Source organism: Nocardia sp. NPDC050710, from assembly GCF_040654375.1.
In the GTDB taxonomy this organism is placed as follows: Bacteria; Actinomycetota; Actinomycetes; order Mycobacteriales; family Mycobacteriaceae; genus Nocardia.
The window spans coordinates 1-16,920 of sequence record NZ_JBFAHV010000025.1 but is presented as its reverse complement, the minus strand read 5'-3'; the positions used below and the strand labels follow the sequence as shown (position 1 = coordinate 16,920).

13 protein-coding genes are annotated in these 16,920 nt (G+C 68.3%); 7 read left to right on the top strand and 6 right to left on the bottom strand.

The genetic code is table 11. From position 1 onward, the window contains the following. Positions 1 to 4: 4 nt before the first annotated feature. Entirely contained in the window at positions 5 to 826 is an 822-nt protein-coding gene (locus AB0H61_RS31755) for a DUF1266 domain-containing protein (RefSeq protein ID WP_357311427.1), read from the bottom strand. Between the two features lie 131 nt (positions 827 to 957). On the opposite strand from AB0H61_RS31755, the gene AB0H61_RS31750 reads away from it, so the two are divergent. Then, positions 958 to 1,206, top strand: coding sequence for a DUF2277 domain-containing protein (locus tag AB0H61_RS31750; protein WP_357311426.1), 249 nt, complete (start codon positions 958 to 960; stop codon positions 1,204 to 1,206). Positions 1,207 to 1,210: 4 nt separating this feature from the next. On the opposite strand, the gene AB0H61_RS31745 is transcribed toward AB0H61_RS31750, so the two are convergent. After that, positions 1,211 to 2,509: a helix-turn-helix domain-containing protein gene (locus tag AB0H61_RS31745; protein ID WP_357311425.1), complete on the bottom strand. Its 1,299-nt coding sequence runs from the start codon at positions 2,507 to 2,509 to the stop codon at positions 1,211 to 1,213. Between the two features lie 261 nt (positions 2,510 to 2,770). Here AB0H61_RS31745 and AB0H61_RS31740 point away from each other — a divergent pair, with 261 nt between their 5' ends. The 3 genes from AB0H61_RS31740 (at position 2,771) to AB0H61_RS31730 (ending at position 6,465) form a co-directional block, all read left to right on the top strand. Continuing rightward, on the top strand, positions 2,771 to 4,294 hold the full coding sequence (locus tag AB0H61_RS31740; protein WP_357311511.1) for an aldehyde dehydrogenase family protein: 1,524 nt from the start codon (positions 2,771 to 2,773) through the stop codon (positions 4,292 to 4,294). Then, entirely contained in the window at positions 4,291 to 5,118 is an 828-nt protein-coding gene (locus AB0H61_RS31735) for an SDR family oxidoreductase (RefSeq protein ID WP_357311424.1), read from the top strand. The genes AB0H61_RS31740 and AB0H61_RS31735 overlap by 4 nt, the downstream gene beginning before the upstream one ends. A gap of 468 nt (positions 5,119 to 5,586) precedes the next feature. Then, on the top strand, positions 5,587 to 6,465 hold the full coding sequence (locus AB0H61_RS31730; RefSeq protein ID WP_357311423.1) for a LysR substrate-binding domain-containing protein: 879 nt from the start codon (positions 5,587 to 5,589) through the stop codon (positions 6,463 to 6,465). A 13-nt stretch (positions 6,466 to 6,478) separates the two neighbouring features. On the opposite strand, the gene AB0H61_RS31725 is transcribed toward AB0H61_RS31730, so the two are convergent. Further along, positions 6,479 to 7,906 carry an amidase family protein gene (locus AB0H61_RS31725; RefSeq protein ID WP_357311422.1) on the bottom strand — a complete coding sequence of 476 codons (1,428 nt, stop codon included), beginning with the start codon at positions 7,904 to 7,906 and terminating at the stop codon, positions 6,479 to 6,481. 252 nt (positions 7,907 to 8,158) lie between these two features. Here AB0H61_RS31725 and AB0H61_RS31720 point away from each other — a divergent pair, with 252 nt between their 5' ends. The 3 genes from AB0H61_RS31720 to AB0H61_RS31710 are packed head-to-tail and all read left to right on the top strand — an operon-like array spanning position 8,159 to position 13,742. Beyond that, positions 8,159 to 10,801, top strand: a complete 2,643-nt coding sequence (locus AB0H61_RS31720; RefSeq protein ID WP_357311421.1) for a serine/threonine-protein kinase — start codon at positions 8,159 to 8,161, stop codon at positions 10,799 to 10,801. A gap of 2 nt (positions 10,802 to 10,803) precedes the next feature. Next, entirely contained in the window at positions 10,804 to 13,038 is a 2,235-nt protein-coding gene (locus AB0H61_RS31715; protein ID WP_357311510.1) for a serine/threonine-protein kinase, read from the top strand. Beyond that, positions 13,035 to 13,742 carry a cyclase family protein gene (locus tag AB0H61_RS31710; RefSeq protein WP_357311420.1) on the top strand — a complete coding sequence of 236 codons (708 nt, stop codon included), beginning with the start codon at positions 13,035 to 13,037 and terminating at the stop codon, positions 13,740 to 13,742. The genes AB0H61_RS31715 and AB0H61_RS31710 overlap by 4 nt, the downstream gene beginning before the upstream one ends. 12 nt (positions 13,743 to 13,754) lie before the next feature. Here AB0H61_RS31710 and AB0H61_RS31705 read toward each other — a convergent pair whose 3' ends face one another. The 3 genes from AB0H61_RS31705 to tilS form a co-directional block, all read right to left on the bottom strand. Continuing rightward, positions 13,755 to 14,666, bottom strand: a complete 912-nt coding sequence (locus AB0H61_RS31705) for an EamA family transporter (RefSeq protein ID WP_357311419.1) — start codon at positions 14,664 to 14,666, stop codon at positions 13,755 to 13,757. A gap of 122 nt (positions 14,667 to 14,788) precedes the next feature. Then, a complete protein-coding gene (gene hpt / locus AB0H61_RS31700) occupies positions 14,789 to 15,346 on the bottom strand; it encodes a hypoxanthine phosphoribosyltransferase (RefSeq protein ID WP_357311418.1) in 558 nt (185 codons plus the stop codon). 116 nt (positions 15,347 to 15,462) lie between these two features. Further along, complete coding sequence (gene tilS, locus AB0H61_RS31695) at positions 15,463 to 16,485, bottom strand: tRNA lysidine(34) synthetase TilS (RefSeq protein WP_357311509.1); 1,023 nt, start codon at positions 16,483 to 16,485, stop codon at positions 15,463 to 15,465. Positions 16,486 to 16,920 lie beyond the last annotated feature (435 nt).

Below are 16,920 nucleotides of genomic sequence, written 5' to 3'. Positions count from 1 at the left end.
ACCTCTAACCGGCGTTCAGGGTGATCCGCCGCCATGGGCTGGTCGGACGCAGCCAGAGGCGGAGTAGTTCCATGCGACGGTCGACGCCGCCGTTCTTGAGTTCGGCCAGATCCTCGCAGGCCTGCCAGTAGGTCCACCCGGCCAGATAGGCATCGCCGAACTGACGCCAGTTCCGGTACTTGCGCTGCGCCAGCGGGAGCGCGCGCATCAGATAGTCCCAGGCCAGATCGGCGTCGAGATAGCCCGCGGTGAACGCCATCCGGGCCACCGCGACGACTCTGGCCAGATCCCAGGCGTGGATATCACTCGGCAGCGGGCGGGCCAGGTGGTCGGTGAAGCCGATTTTGATCGCCTGCGACCAGATGTCGTAATCGCGAACCAGCGCCTCGGGGTTGTCCATCCCCCGAAACGAGCCGACCTGCCGCAGGAAGGCCCGGTGCCGATCGGCGCGCTCGCCGAAGCGGTCCCGTTCGCTGGCGTTGATCGAAGCCATCACCAATGGGTGCACCAGCGCGTACAGCGGCGCGTGCATGCCATCCAGCAGCTGTTCCATCGAGGCCTGCGCCTCGGTGCCGTCGGTGATACCCCACGCGCCGGTCAGGGTATCGATGGCGAGTTCGCGGCGATCGCCGAGCGGATGCTCGCGCTCCGGGCCGAGCAGTAAGGCGTCGTGAAAGGCGTCCCAGCGGGCGGAATAGAAGCCGCCCAGCGCCAGGGCGCGCAGTTCGTCATCCGATACCGCGGCCCCGGACCAGTGATCCTCTTCCCGCGTGTCCAGGTCTTCATAGGGGAAGGTGGTCAACGTGGGTACACCGCGGGCAGGCATGCCACCGATTGTTCCCCATCGATCTCCGGAGAGCCCCTACTTATGGCCAACCGGTCCGGTGTCGCGAGAGATTTTCACATCCAGGCAAACTTGCGCTGACGCATTCCGTTGTTCGGGGCTAATGTGCACGCATGCGTGACAACATCACCCTTCTGCGTGGTCTGGAACCTGCCGCTACCGAGCAGGAAATCTACGCTGCCGCACTGCAGTACGTGCGCAAGGTCGGTGGAGTCTCCGGCCTGAGCACCACCACCAAGGCGGCCGTCGACAAGGCCGTCTCGACCATCGCGGCGGCGACCACCCAGCTATTGGCCGATCTGTCGAATCATCCGGTGCCGTCGACCACCGAGACGCCGCTACGCCAGGCCGCGGCCGAGTGATCGATCAGGGCAGCGCGTCGACACCGTAGGCGGCCAGGCAGGCCAGCGCGATCTCCAGCGGCAGGCTGCGCTGTTCGATCGGATGCCCCAGCAGTTCCTCGATCCGCTGGATCCGATAGCGGACCGTGTTCTTGTGTACCCCGAGTAGTTGCGCCGTACCCTCCGGGCTGCGGTGGCACCGAAGATAGGCATGCAGCGTTGCGCGTAACCGCGCGGCGTTGGCATCCCGGCCCGCCAGCGCGCGCAGCTCCCTGGCGACGAGACCGTGCATGGCGGCCTCGTCCGCGCCCGCCAGATAGGCGATCTCCACCTCGCGATACCCGGTGACCCGGTCCGCGCCCGCCGGTCCGCGTTCGGCGACATGGCGCGCCGCCACCGCCTCACGATGACTCCCCCGGAATCCGGCGACCTGCGCCGCGGGGACGCCGAAGGCCACCCGGACCGGCGCCTCCAGCTGTCCGCGAACGATGCGCTCCGGTGCGCCCGGCGCGCTCAGTTCGGCCGCCCGCCCGGCATCCTCCAGCCCGGCCCAGGCCCACATCGCGCTCGCGCCGGACGGCAGGGTGAGCACCCGGCCGGTGCCGAGCGCATTGGCCAGCCGGGTCGCGACCCGGTCGAGCAGGCCGAGCATTTCGCCGTCACCACCCGTCTCGGCGGTCGCCTCGTCGGTCCACAGCACGAACGCCAGATGCTGTTGGGAGAGCCGGTAGCCGAGGCGCACCGAGGCCTGGTCGATATCCAGGTCGTCACCGGCCAGCAGCGCCCGCACGGTTTCGGTGCGCCGGTTCAGTGCCGCCCGCAGCACCCGTTCGCGCTCCTCCATATAGGTATCGGTGAGCCGCTCCACCGACATGCTGACCCATTTGGTGGTCCGTTCGAACAGCCGCATCATGACCGCGCGTTCGATCTCCGGCGGGGCCTTGCGCTGGTCGACGGCCTCGCTCATGTAGTCGAGAACGGCCTCCATCCCCGTGTGATAGGTGCGCAGCAGCACCCGCAGTTCGAAGCCGCGCCGGGCGATGGTGCGCGCCAGCGCATGCGGTTCCTCCGGCAGCACGAATTCGAAAGAGTCGGTGGTGAGCCCGCTCAGCATGGTCCTGGCGTGCGCGCGGGTGCTCGCGGCCAGATCCCGGCTCATATCGCGATCGGCGAGTTCGGGGACCTGCGCGACGATCGCGTTGTCGAGGCGCTCCACCACCTGTTCTAGGGTCTCGCTGCGCATCGTCTCGAAGACGTAGTCCGCCAGCCACTCGCGGACCACCTCGCTATTCGGTCCCACGCGATTCGCGTCAGCCGCCGTCATGGCTCTCCACTTGTACTCGAGATACAAAACAGCCCGATTCAGTTGACAATTCGGGCCAAGAAACTCCCCACCGATTGTGTCAACATCATAGATCAGTGAGCTGATTCACAATGATCGGTTCCACGCGGTTCACAGCACAACGTCAGTGGGAGAACAGCAGTGACCAATACCGAGTCGGCGACCGGCGCCGCGAAGAAGACCGGCACCCGCAAGAGCCCGCCGAAGCCCGCCGAGCCCGCCGAGCCCGCCGAGCCCGCCGTCATCGAGGTGCGCAATCCCGGCACCGGCGAGCTCGTCGGCACGGTGGCGAGCCGGAGCGCCGACGAAGTGGCGGCCACAGTTCGCGAACTGCGCCTGTACCAGCCGGAGTGGGAGGCCATCGGCCCCGACGGCCGCAGGAAATGGCTGCTCGAGCTCCAGGACTGGCTGATCGACAACACCGAGCGGCTGGCCGATGTGCTGCAATCCGAGACCTCCAAGCCGCGGGCCGACGCGCTCATCGACCCGTCCTTCGGCGCCGACCTGATCGGCTACTACGCGCGCCGCGCCGCCAAATTCCTCGCCGACGATCACCCGTCGCCGCACAGCCCGTTGGCCAGGGTGAAGAAGCTGACCACGGTGTACAAGCCGTACCCGGTGGTCGGCGTGATCACCCCGTGGAACTTCCCGCTGGCCATGCCGATTATGGACGTGATCCCGGCATTGGCCGCGGGCGCCGCGGTGATCCTCAAGCCGTCCGAGGTGACCCCGCTCTCGGCCGTCGAACTGGCCAGGGGCTGGGCCGAAATCGGTGCGCCGCCGGTCTTCGCGGTGGTCACCGGCGCGGGGGCGACCGGTGCCGCCGTGGTGGGCAATGCCGACTACATCCAGTTCACCGGTTCCACCGCGACCGGCCGCAAGATCGCGGCCGCCTGTGTCGAGCGAATGGTCCCGTACAGCCTGGAACTCGGCGGCAAGGATCCGGCCCTCGTGCTGGCCGACGCCGATATCGACCGGGCCGCGCACGGCATCGCCTTCGGCGGCATGTTCAACGCGGGTCAGGTCTGCATCTCGGTGGAGCGGGTCTACGTCGAAGCGCCGGTCTACGACGAATTCGTCGCCAAACTCACCGCGAACGTCAAGGCGCTGCGCCAAGGTCTGGACGGGCGAGAGGTACAGCACGATGTGGGAGCGCTGGCCAACGAGAACCAGGTGAGCATCGTGCAGCGGCATGTGGACGAGGCTGTCGCGGCCGGAGCCAAGGTGCTGACCGGCGGCAAGCGGACCGGCCAGGGCACCTTCTTCGAGCCGACCGTACTCGTCGACGTGGACCACAGCATGTCCTGTGTCCGCGAGGAGACCTTCGGGCCGACGCTGCCGGTGATGAAGGTGGCCGACGAGGCCGAGGCGATTCGGCTGGCCAACGATTCGATCTACGGTCTGTCCGCCTCGGTCTGGACCGGGGACAAGGACCGCGGCGAGCGCGTCGCACGGCAGCTGAACGCGGGCGCGGTCAATATCAACGATGTCTTCGCCAACCTGTTCAGCTACGCACTGCCGATGGGCGGCTGGGGACTGTCCGGGGTCGGCGCCCGCTGGGGCGGTGCGAACGGGGTCCGCAAGTACTGCCGCCAGCAGGCCATCACCAAGCCGATGCTGCCGACGCAGCAGAAGGAACTGTTCTGGTACCCGTACAAGACGTCGAACCTGCTCATGGCGCTGGGCGCGATGCGCGCGGCCGGCGCCCGCGGCCTGCGCCGGGTCGACCTGCCCGCACTGCTGAAGCTCAAGGGAGGCAATAAGTGAGCAACGAAATCCGTGGCAAGGTCGTCGTCATCACCGGTGGCGCGCGTGGCATCGGACTTGCCACGGCCACCGCGCTGCAGGCGCTCGGCGCCGAGATCGCCATCGGCGATGTCGACGAGGTCACCGTCAAGGAGTCCGGGACCGCTCGCGGTTTCGAGCTCTACGGCAAGCTCGATGTCACCGATCCCAGCTCGTTCGAGAGCTTCCTGGACGAGGTGGAACGCACCGTCGGCCCGATCGATGTGCTCATCAACAACGCGGGCATCATGCCGACCGGCAAGCTGGTCGACGAACCGGATCAGATCACCCGCCGAATTCTGGACATCAACGTCTACGGCGTGATTCTCGGATCCAAGCTGGGGCTGGCCCGGATGCTGCCGCGCAAGAGCGGGCACATCATCAATATCGCGTCGCTGGCAGGTGAAACCCATATCCCCGGTCTCGCCACCTATAACGCCAGCAAGCACGCGGTACTCGGTTTCACCGATACCCTGCGCGAGGAATACCGCGGTTGCGGCGTGCACATCTCGTCGGTGCTGCCGACGCTGACCAACACCGAGCTCGGTTCCGGGGTCACCGCTCCGAAACTGCTGCGCCCCGCCGAGCCGGAGGAGATCGCGGACGCCATCGTCGCGCTCATCACCGCGCCGAAGTCGAAGGTCAGGGTGACGGCGGTGGCCGGGATCATCTCGCAGGTCGTCGGTCTACTGCCGGAGGCCGTCGGCGACGGCATCGCGCGGGCGCTCGGCTCCAGCCACGCATTCCTCGACGATGTCGACACCGAGCGGCGCAAAGCCTATGAGGATCGGGCGCGCCGCCTCTGAATCCGGCGCGATATCGGGTGCCGCAGGGCGCCGGGGTGATCACCCCGGCGCCCTGTTCGCGTTGGGAGCCGCTTCACACCCCGTTCCCGGCCCCACCGAGAAGGCCGGGGCGGTCCGCGCTACGCCCGCCCAAACCGGTTTGTGATGAATGTCACCCCCTAGGCGCGACGGGGACCGCCAGGCGATTCGCGAACGGTTCCCGGCCGGTCACTGACCACTTCGCCGTTGCCGACATCGAGATCCATCGCGCGCCGCGCACGTCCCATTCACGCTGGTCAAGCGCCCAGTTTTGGCAATCCGCTCCAGATCGGCGAGGACTGCCGAAGATTCGCCCACTCGATGGTGCATACGACCATCACAAGCAATATGCTGTCTCTAACAAACCTGCCGACTGTTTCTTCACCCGTATTCGAACTTTCCGGCCTGAAAAGGCTGGAAATTCCCGACTGATTCTGATAGCAAGGGGCTATGGACCCGCATTTGCGCGACCTGCGGTATTTCGTCGCCGTCGCTGAGGAACTGCATTTCACCAACGCCGCCCAGCGGCTGCACATCGCTCAACCCACCCTGTCGCGTCAGATTCGTCAGCTGGAACGCCAACTCGACGTGGTCCTGTTCGACCGCAACCAGCGCAGTGTCGCGCTGACCGTCGCCGGTAAGGAACTGCTCGAAGGCGCCCGCAAGATCCTGGAGCTGTGGGAGGTCACCAACGCCTCGCTACAGGAGGCGGGCGAGGTACTGCGCGTCGGTATCCAATCCGCACTCGGCCGCGGACTGCTCAATGATCTGGAGAGCGCGAGCGGGCACCGGCTCGCCCTGCACGCCGCGTCCTGGACCGACCCTTCCAGCGGCCTGGCGGGCCGACAGGCCGACCTGGCGCTGGTCTGGCTTCCGCTGCCCGACCCGAACCGCTACCGCTGGCAGGTGCTGCGCACCGAGCCGCGCTGGGTGCTGCTACCGGAGAACCACGCGCTGGCCGAGCAGGAGAGCATCGACTTCGCCGATCTGCTGGACGAACCGTTTATCGCACTGCCCTCGGAGGCCGGCGCGGTGCGCGACTTCTGGCTCGGCAACGACGCGCGCAACGGCCGCCAGCCGAAGATCGGCGCCGAGGCCGCGACCCCCGAGGACAAGCTGGAGGCGGTCAGCCTCGGACTCGGCGTCTGCCTGCTCGCCGAGAACAATGTCCCGATGTACCGCTGGCCCGGACTCACCGCACGACCGTTGACCGGTCTGGCTCCGTGCGAACTCGCGGTGGCATGGCGGGCCGACGACTCCCGCCCGACGATCCTCGAATTCGCCGGACGCGCCATGGACGGCGGGTTCAGCGCGACGACACCGAACTGACGCGGATTCGGCCCTACGGGGCGACGCGCGGCCAGGGTCTGCGCTGCTCCAGTTGCGCGGACAGCCGCAGCAGGGTCGATTCACTGCCGGGCGGACCGGCCAGCTGCGCCGCGACCGGCGTCGCCGAGCGCGGGTGCATGCCCATCGGTATCGAAGCGGCGGGCCACCCGACCAGGTTCCACACCGTGGTGAACGGGGAAAGCCGGGCGGTGACAAGGAGATTGGCCAGCCAGCCGCGGGCGCTCCAGGAACGAGCGCGAGGCGGGGCGGCGGGGAGTGTCGGAGTGATCACGACGTCGTAGCGTTCGAAGAATTCCAGCAGCCGCGCCTCGATCCGATCGATCTGCGCGGGGCGCACCAGGCGCAGGCGCTGCACCAGCCTGCCGAGTGCGAGATGACGGCGAGTCCTCGGCTGTAGTCGCTCGGGTCGGGCGAGCAGTGCGACGCTCGGGAGTTCCACTGTGAGCCAACGCAAGAACGCCGCGAGCAGGGCGGCGCCGTAGGGCAGGGTGACCGGTTCCACGGTATGCCCGGCCGCCTGGGCGGCGGCAGCGGCGGTGCGGGCCGCCTCGGTCCAGTGCCGGTCGACTCGGAAGATGCGGTGCGGCGCGGCCACGGCCAGCGCGATACGTAGTCGGCCCGGTGGATCCACCTCGGATAGGTCCGGCCGGCCGGCCAGCACCGACAGCGCCAGCGCCGCATCGCCGACCGTCGTGGCGAGCACGCCGTTTTCGACGAGCCCGCCCCATCCGTCGCTACCGATCTCGGCGGGCACGGTATGCCTGCCCGGCTTGATCCCGAATACCCCGCAGCAGGCCGCCGGGATGCGCAGGGATCCGAGCCCATCGCTTCCGTGTGCCACCGGGACCAGCCCGGCCGCCACCGCCGCGGCCGCCCCACCGGAGGATCCGCCGGTGCCGCGCTCGGGGTTCCACGGGTTACGGGTGATCCTGCCCGCGGAGTCGGTCACGGACCACAGACCGAGCTCCGACACCGCGGTCAGCCCGACGATCACCGCGCCCGCCGCCCGCAATCTGTGTACCACCGGGTGGTCGTCACCGGCGAGCGCCGGATCGGTCGCGTCCGAGCCGCAGCGCACCGTCTCCCCGGCTACCGCAATGTTGTGTGTGACCGCGACCGGAGCACCGGCCAGCGGTAATACGTCCAGGTCGGAGCGCTGTTCCAGCGCCGCGGCCTCGGCCCGGGCCCGCGCGGCGCGAACCACACTGAATGCGTTCCATTTCTGATTACTGTCGGTGATCCGGTCGAGCGCGGCCGTCACCACCTCGGTCGGAGTCGCCGCGCCCTCGTGCACGCTCGCCACGATCGCCGCGGCGGCTCCGTGCGCAGGCGTGCTCGGGGCCGCGGGTGCCTCCCGTACGACCGTCGTTTCCGGCTCGGCAATCGAGCCCGCTGCCACCGCTGTGGCGTCGCTAGCCATGTGCTGATTCGCCCCCGTCGTATCGTTGTAGAAATCGGGTGATCCGCTGTTGAGCCGCAAGTTATCATTTCGAATACTGCCCGGGGGATGATGGCGTCGGGTGTGGCGGGAATTATTCCGGCACAGCCACCGACAGGTAGTGCGGATTTCCCGAACATCCGCCAAGCGCTAGGTCCGAGAATGAGTACCGAGTCCGATCGCAATTCCACCGCGGACATGGGTTCCAACACCGGAGCCGATGGCGGTCAACCCATGACCAAAACCGAGTCCGGTGCGGTCGACGCCTTCGCCGCAGCTTGGGAAACCGCTGCTCGCGCCGCTGCCGCCGGACAATCCACGCCGCCGCTGCCCGAGATTGCCGAATATCTGCCCGACGCCAGGACGCTGCGCAGGGACGCCCTCATCGAACTGATCCGGGTCGATCTACGGCACCGCTGGCTGCGCCATACCGAACCGACCGGCCGCAAACGCCTGACCGATTACTGCGCCGAATTTCCAGAACTGGATGCGGCCACCATCCCGGCCGGTTTGGTGTACGAGGAATTCGTGGTCCGCAGGCACAGTGGCGAGCGAGTGGACCCGCGCGATTGCCTCCGCGAATATCCGCGACAAGCGGCCGAGCTACGCGATCTGCTCATTGCCGACGACGTCGACCCGAGCACCCGGCGGTCGGTGCTGAGGGACTCGGACCCCACCCATATCGCGGCGACCGAGTCCGACACCGACGAAACCCGGACCGATGCCACGATCGCCACGACGGACGACCTCACCCGCACCACGCCCGAGCCGACCATGCCCGTATCCGGCCCCGATCTGAACCGAACAGGCACCCCCACTCGTAGTACCGGTGTGAATCGAACGGCGGAGGCAACAGCGACATCGGTCGCCGATCCGACGGACACCGTCACCGAGATCGGCACCACAGCCGGCCAGGAGCCGGGACTTTTCAATGTCCTCGACCGCATCGAAATCGGCCAGCGCATCGATGACTTCGACCTGCTGACCAGCCTGGGCAGCGGTGCGTTCGCGCGCGTATTCCTGGCCAGGCAGCGATCGCTACAGCGCTTGGTCGCGGTCAAGATCTCCGCAGATCACGGCACCGAGCCGCAGACCCTTGCCCAGCTGGACCACGACTACATCGTGCGGGTCTTCGACCAACGCCTGCTCGAAACCGGGCACGAACTCACCGGCGCCTCGCGCAGGCTGCGCCTGCTGTACATGCAATTCCTGCCCGGCGGGACACTGCTCGGCGTGCTGCGCTGGCTGCGCGCCACCCCGCCGTCCGAACGCAGCGGCAGGCTGCTGCTCGACGCCGTGGACGCGGCCATGGAGGAGAAGGGCGAGATACGCCCGACCGATTCCAGCGTGCGCGCCGAGATCGCGGCGCTCAGCTGGCCCGAAACGGTGGCCTGGCTCGGTCGCAGGCTGGCCGAGGCCCTGGACTACGCGTCGGCGCACGGCGTGCTGCACCGCGATGTGAAGCCCGCGAATGTGCTGCTCACCGCCGAGGCGGTGCCCAAACTGGCCGATTTCAACATCAGCTTCAGCCGCAATGTCGAGGGCACCAGCCCGGTCGCCTACTTCGGCGGATCGCTGGCCTACATGTCGCCGGAGCAATTGGAGGCCTGCCACCCCGGCCGCCAGCGCAGTGCCGCCGACCTGGACACCCGCGCCGACATCTACTCCCTCGGTGTGGTGCTGTGGGAGCTGCTGACCGGCGCGAAGCCCTTCGACGACTCCACCGCGGGCGCGGGCGCGCAGGGTGACGACACCACCCTCGAAGCGATGCTGGAACGACGCAGCGGGGGCGTGGATGCCGCCGCGCTGGAACGCGTGCCCGCCGACTGCCCCGCCGCGCTGCGCCGGGTGCTGCTGACCTGCCTGGAGCCCGACCGCGCCCAGCGCTGGTCCAGCGGTGCGGTACTGGCCAAACAATTCGATATGTGCCTGGATCCGCGGGCCAGGGATCTGGTCGATCCCACACCGGGCAGCTGGCGGCTGCGATTGCGGCCCTGGGTCATCCCGGTGCTGATGTTCGCCATCGGCCTGCCGAATATTCTCGCCTCGCTGTACAACATCCAGCACAATCAGCAACTGATCGTCGAACGGATGAACGAGGAGGCCCAACGCACCTTCCTGATCACCACCGGGGTGGTCAACGCGGTGTTCTTCCCGCTGGGCATGGTGCTGATCATCTATATGACGAGATATATCCTGCTGGTTCCACGCGGACTGCGAAAAGGCCGGCGATTCGACCCGGCCACCCTGCGCCGAGCCAGAATCGACTCCCTGCTACTCGGCGAACGTGCGGTGGCGATCCCGTTCGCCCTGTGGGTGATGTCCGGGCTGATCTTCCCGGTAGCGCTGCAACTGGCCACCGGTGAGATCACCGGGCGTTCGGTCGTGCACTTCCTCGCCTCGATCGTGGTGTGCGGCGCCATCGCCGCCTCGTATCCGTTCTTCCTCGCGACGTTCTACATGGTGCGTTGCATCTATCCGATCTTCCTGCGACACGGTGATGTCGGCGCCGAGGACGCGGTATGGCTGCGTGGCCTCGACCGCCGGGCCACCGGCTATCTGGCGATCGCCGCATCGGTGCCGCTGCTCGCGGTGGCCGGTGTGACCTTCCTGCCGCCGACCGATATCCCCATGGTGATCGTCGCGGTGCGGGTGCTGTGCGCGGGCGGCATTATCGCGTTCGTCGGCGCCTACCTGCTGTTCCGGGCATTGGAGGCCGATCTGCGGGCGCTGGAGCGGGTAGTGGCGCCCGATAGCGACGAACGCTCGGTACGGCAGTCGAAATCCGCTGAGACGGGCAAGCGGGTATCGCGGCTCAGCCGGGTGGTGCACCTGGGACGCGAACGATCGAGCGTATTGGCGGAGTCGCCCCGGTGACGATGTACTGGACCGACAGCGTCGCTCGGTTCACCGCGGATTGGCGACGATCGCTGCACCGTGGCGCGCCCACCCCGCCGCGGCTCGCGGACTATGTGCCCGACGGAGGCACGGCCCGCGTCGCGGTACTCGTCGACCTGGTCCGCATCGATCTGCGCCATCGCTGGGACGAGCCGGGACTCGGCAAACGGTTATCGGAATACCGCACCGAATTTCCCGAGGTGAACGACAGCCCCACCCTGGTGGAGCTGGTCTGCGAGGAGTTCGCGGCGCGGCGCAGGCACGGCCCACTGCCACTGGAGCAGTTCCTGTCAGAGTATCCCGAGCTGGCCGACCGGGTGCGAGACCGGCTCGCGGCGGAGGCGGCGCGCATCGACGCCGGTGCGCTCACCGTCGATCGTCCGCTCGCCGAGATCACGCCCGGTCAGCGCATCGACGATTTCGACCTGCTCACCGATCTGGGCGGGAGCGAGCTGGGGCGGGTCTTCCTCGCCCGGCAGCGATCCATGCAGCGGCTGGTCGCGGTGCGGCTGTCGGCCAGTGGGGGTGGCGATCGGCATCCGATGGCGCGGCTGGACCATCCACATATCGTCCGGGTCTTCGACTTCAAGGAGCTCGCCCTCGGCCGCGGCGGCGACACCTCATTCGGTCGGCTCGTCTACATGCAGTATCTGCCCGGCGGCACCGCCGTCGACGTCCTCGAGCAGCGGCGCGGCGGTGCGGAACCGGGCGGCGGCGCACTGCTGCTGCGTGCCATCGATGCCGCGATGGAATCGAGAGGCGAGATCCGGCCCGCGGATTCGAGCACCCGCGCCGAGATCGCCGCGCTCAGCTGGCCGGAGACAGTGGCCTGGGTGGGCCGAAGGCTGGCCGAGGCGCTGGACTACGCCCACCAGCACGGTGTGCGGCATCGTGCCATCAAACCGTCGAATGTGCTCTTCACCGCGGAGGGCATCCCCAAGCTCGCCGACTTCGTGGTGCCGGAGAACGGGGATGGCGCCGCGGCCCGAGGTGGTTCACTCCCCTATCGGTCACCCGAAGAGCTGGCGCTCGTGCTCGACCCCACGGCCCCGGAACCGGGTAACCGCGGGGACATCTACTCGCTCGGCGTCTTCCTGTGGGAACTGCTCACCGGCTCCCCACCCTTCGAGGACATGCCCGAGACCGTGCCGAAGACGACGCGGTCCGATGCCACCGAGGTGCGGCGGGGCGATATCGCCGCCGCGCTCGAACGGCGCCGCCGCGGCGTGGACCCGGCGGCACTGGCGCGTATTCCGCCGGACTGCCCGGCGGCCCTGCGTCGCATCCTGCTGACCTGCCTGGAACCCGAACCGGATCGGCGCTGGAGTGATGGCGCGGTGTTGGCCCAGCAGCTGGATCTATGCCTCGACGCGCGCGCCCGCGACCTGGTCGATCCGCCCGAAGACAGTTGGCGCCGCAGGGTGGTGCCCTGGCGGGTGCCACTGATCGCGCTGGCCATCACCGTGCCGAATATTCTCGCCTCGCTGTACAACATCGAGCACGACCGGGCGCTGATCACCGACCAGCTGAACGCGGAGGCGCAGCACCGGATCGATATCGGCACGCCGATAGTGAACGCCATCGGATTCGGCTTGGGCGGCATCGTGTTGACCTACTTCTCCTGGTACCTGATCGCTGTGCCATATGGGTTGCGCCGCGGGGGGCGCTACGCGTCGGAGAAGCTGCGGCGCGCCCGGATCGACTCGATCCTCTTCGGCGACCGCGCGATTCTGGTCATCTTCTCGATGTGGATGATCTCGATCGTCTCGTTCCCGATCGTGCTGTACGGCACCGGAAACCCGCTGACGGCAGACGACTACCTGCATTTCGTCGCCTCGCACGCGGTGTGCGGCGCCATCGCCCTGGTGTATCCGTTCTTCCTGGTGAACTTCTACATCGTGCGGTGCATCTACCCGATGTTCCTGCGCCACGGCGAGATCAGCGAAAAGGACGCCGTCCGATTGCACCGCCTGCGCCGCCGCTGCGGGCGGTGGCTGATCGTCGCCGCGGTGATTCCGCTGGCCGCGGTCGCGGGCACCACCCTGCTTGCCCCGGCCGATCTCGCCCAAATCATTGTCGTGCTGAGGATTCTGGCGATCGGCAGCCTGGTCGCCTTCATCGGCGCCTATCTTCTGTTCATGGCAGTGGAGAACGATCTGCGTGCCCTGGAGCGGGTGCTCTCACCCGCCGCGGCGGCACCGAAGGCGGCGCGGTGAAGCCGCCCTTCGGGCGGCTGATCAGCTTGTCGCACATCCACGATCCCGCGACCACACCGCTGTTTCCCGGCGACCCGGAGTTCCGCGCCGATATCGTGGCGACGGTTGCCGACGACGGCTACTATCTGCGTCACGTCCAGCAGGGCGAGCACACCGGAACCCATTGGGGCGCACCGATCCACTTCCAGGCCGACGGCCTGGCCGCGGACGAACTCGACCTGGCCGACCTGCTGCTGCCCGCGGTGAAGGTCGATGTCCGCGAACAATGCTCCGACAACCGCGACTACGCGATCACCGTCGCCGATCTGCGCGCTTGGGAAGCCCGCCACGGCCACATCCCGGACGGCGCCGCGATCGTCGCGTGGACCGGCTGGGACGCCAAATGGGGCGGCCCCGCCTTCATCGGCGCCGATGAATCCGCCTACCACCAACCGGGGTTCGCGGTCGAGACGGTGGAATGGCTCCTGCGCACCGGCCGTCTCGGGCGCCGGGGCGCCCTCGGCATCGACACCTTCGGTCCCGATCTGGGCACCGACGACACCTACGCGGTCTCCAGACTGCTCTACCGCGAGCATCGCATCAGCCTCGAATGCCTGGCCAATCTGGCCGATCTCCCCTCCACGGGTGCCTGGATCCTGGTCGGCGGCCCGCTCTACCGCGCTGGTTCCGGCTCCCCCGCAACAATTTTCGGCATCCTCCCCTGAGGCGCCGGTCGGCTACAGCGGAGCGGGCGGCTCCGGCGTCGGCTTGCGGGTCGGCACCGCGCTGACTGTCAGGGCCAGCATGACCAGTGCGATGCCGATGATTTCGAGCGCCGCCGGCCGCTGGGTGAGCACAATCGCGCCGACGATGGCGGCGGTGGCGGGGAGCAGGGCGAGCAGGAGGGCGAAGCGGGCGCGGCCGACGGTGGTGAGCACCAGTTGATCCAGTGCGTAGGGCACCGCACTGGACAGAACACCGACGCCGACGCCGAGCAGCCACGTGTGGGGATCCGCGAAAACAGCCGCGTCGATGATCAATTGGGGGATCATGACGAGCGGGGCGAGCAGGGCCGCGGCGGCGGCCATGCCCACCGCCAGCGAGTCGAGGCCCTCTCCCGCGTCGGCGACCCGCTTGCCGACCAGGATGTAACCGGCCCACAGTGCGGCCGATGCCAGCGCGAACGCGACGCCGATCGGGGCCACGCCGATGCTGACACCGGCCAGTAGAAAGACACCGACGGCCACCAGGACCACCGCGAAAACATCTCGGGGCCTGCGGGATCCGAGGGTGGCGACGGCGACTGGGCCGAGGAATTCGATGGCGACCGCGGTGCCGAGCGGGATGCGGGCGATCGCCTCGTAGAAGGCGATGTTCATCAGGACGGTGACGATGCCGAAGCCCGCCGCCACGGTCACACCGCGGCGGGTCCAGCGGGTGCGCCAGGGACGCCGCCACACCAGCAGGGCGAGTCCGGCCGCGGCCGCCCGCAGCCACGCCACGGTGGCGGGTTCGGTGGTGTCGAACAGGAAGACGCCGATGGCGGCGCCGAGATACTGCGAGACCGCGCCGATGACGAAGACCAGCGGAACCGACCACGCGGGCAGATCCGTGCCGAGCCGCCGGGTCCGCGTCGCTGTCGAGTCCATACGGCCACCCTAGGAGTGGCCGCAACCGAAGTCCGGCGCGAACGGAAGCCTGCGCCGATCATCCCGGGCCGATCACCCTGCGGCGATCACCGCTGCCGATCGGATTCCGCCCCCGGGCCGAATCAGGCTCCGCCGTATACCTTCGGGTGCAGCGTGCCGATGTAGGGCAGGTCGCGGTAGCGCTCGGCGTAGTCGAGGCCGTAGCCGACCACGAACTCATTGGGGATATCGAATCCGACGTGGGCGACGTCGACGGGGGTGCGCAGCGCATCGGGCTTGCGCAGCAGGGTGACCACCTCCAGCGAGGCCGGATTGCGGCTGGATAGGTTGCGCTTGAGCCAGGACAGGGTGAGGCCGGAGTCGATGATGTCCTCGACGATCAGCACGTTGCGCCCGGCGATGTCCTTGTCCAGATCCTTCATGATCCGCACCACGCCCGAGGACGAGGTGGACGAACCGTAGGAGGAGACCGCCATGAATTCCATCTGGGTCGGGATGGGCAGCGCCTTGGCCAGGTCGGTCATGAAGAAGATCGCGCCCTTGAGCACGCCGACCAGCAGCAGATCACCCTCGGGGGCATCGGCCGGGTAGCGCTTGGCGATCAGTTCGGCCAGCTCCTGCGTCTTGGCGGCGATTTCTTCCTCGGTGATCAGCACCGACGCGATGTCGTCCCCGTACACGTAAGTTGGTGTCCCTTCCCTGTGTTGATCGGCGGCGCTTCCGGTCACGCTGCGCCACCGTCTCCGGGCCCGTCGCTCGCGCCGCGGGTGTCGATTCGGTCACCGCGTAGACATGTTTATTGCCTGCGCAGTGTCAGCCTGCCATGTTCGCGCGCGGCAACCAACCTCGTACCCGGCGACCCGCCGCCGACAGCGACTCCGCCCTGTCCGCGCCAGGACGTGACCAGCGCGTCGACCGCCCGTAAATGCTTATCTGTCAGCGCTTTCGCACCACCGGCCAGTAGCCATGAGCGGAGCGCCCTTCGCCGCAGCGCGACCGGCGCAGTGGCGAGCGTCTCGACCGACAGTGTCGCCCCATCACTCACCGCCCCGGCCGACTCGCTGCCCGCTCCGACGTGCTCGCCGCCCCGACGCGCGGCCTCCAGCAACTCTTCGGCAAGCGCATCGAGGACCGCGCCGTCCGCGCGTAACTGCTCGGCAGTGCGGGCCAGCGCCCCCGCCACCCCGCCGCCGAGTACCTCCTCCAATAGCGGCAGCACCTCGGCACGCAGTCGGACCCGGGTGAACTCGGGCGACGAATTATGGGGATCCTCGTGCGGCCGCAAGCCCAGTTCCGCGCAGACCTGCCGAGTCACCGCCCGCCGCACCTCGAGCAGCGGACGCCCCCACGGTTCGGCGTAGGCCGCCATGCCCTGGATGGACCGCCCACCCGACCCGCGCGCCAACCCGAGCAGCACGGTTTCGGCTTGATCATCGAGGGTGTGCCCGAGCAGGACCGGCAACCCGTCGCGTGCCGCGTCCAGTGCCGCGTAGCGCGCGCGGCGCGCCGCCGCCTCCATACCGCCCGCCGCGCCGACCTGGACCGCGAGCACCCGGGCCGACCGGCAGCCGAGCGCGAGCGCCGCCGCCGCGGCATCCGCGGCCACCTGATCCGAGCCGGCCTGCAATTGATGATCGACGATCAGCGCGTCGACCACATCCGCCTCGATCACCGCGGCGGCCGTCAGCGCCAGCGAATCCGCCCCGCCGGACAGCGCGACCGCGACCATCCGCGGACCGCCGCGCCCATACTCCCCCAACCAGGCCCGTACCGCCCGCCGCACTTCGAGCACGGCCACGGTCTCCGGCAACTGGCGCACCTCCGGCCCCGCCGCCCAGCCAGGGCCCCGAGGCGTTGCTCCCGCGGCTCGACCCATAACCGGAGACTACCGACCCCGGCACATAACCATCCACACCCACTCAACCCCGCACGGAGCGAGTCATACACGCGCCGTTCGCGGCCATCTCACCACCGAACAGCCAAAGCACAGCGACACAGTCACAAGTCCCGACCACCCGACCGCAAGACACAGCTTGCGAACCCGCCACGCAACCATCCGCCCCCAACCCAGCCCCACACGGAGCGAGTCTTACGAGCGACCCGTTCGCGGCCGTCTCGCCACCGACCGGTCAAAGCACAGCGACACAGTCACAAGTCCCGACCACCCGACCGCAAGACACAGCTTGCGAACCCGCCACGCAACCATCCGCCCCCAACCCAGCCCCACACGGAGCGAGTCTTACGAGCGACCCGT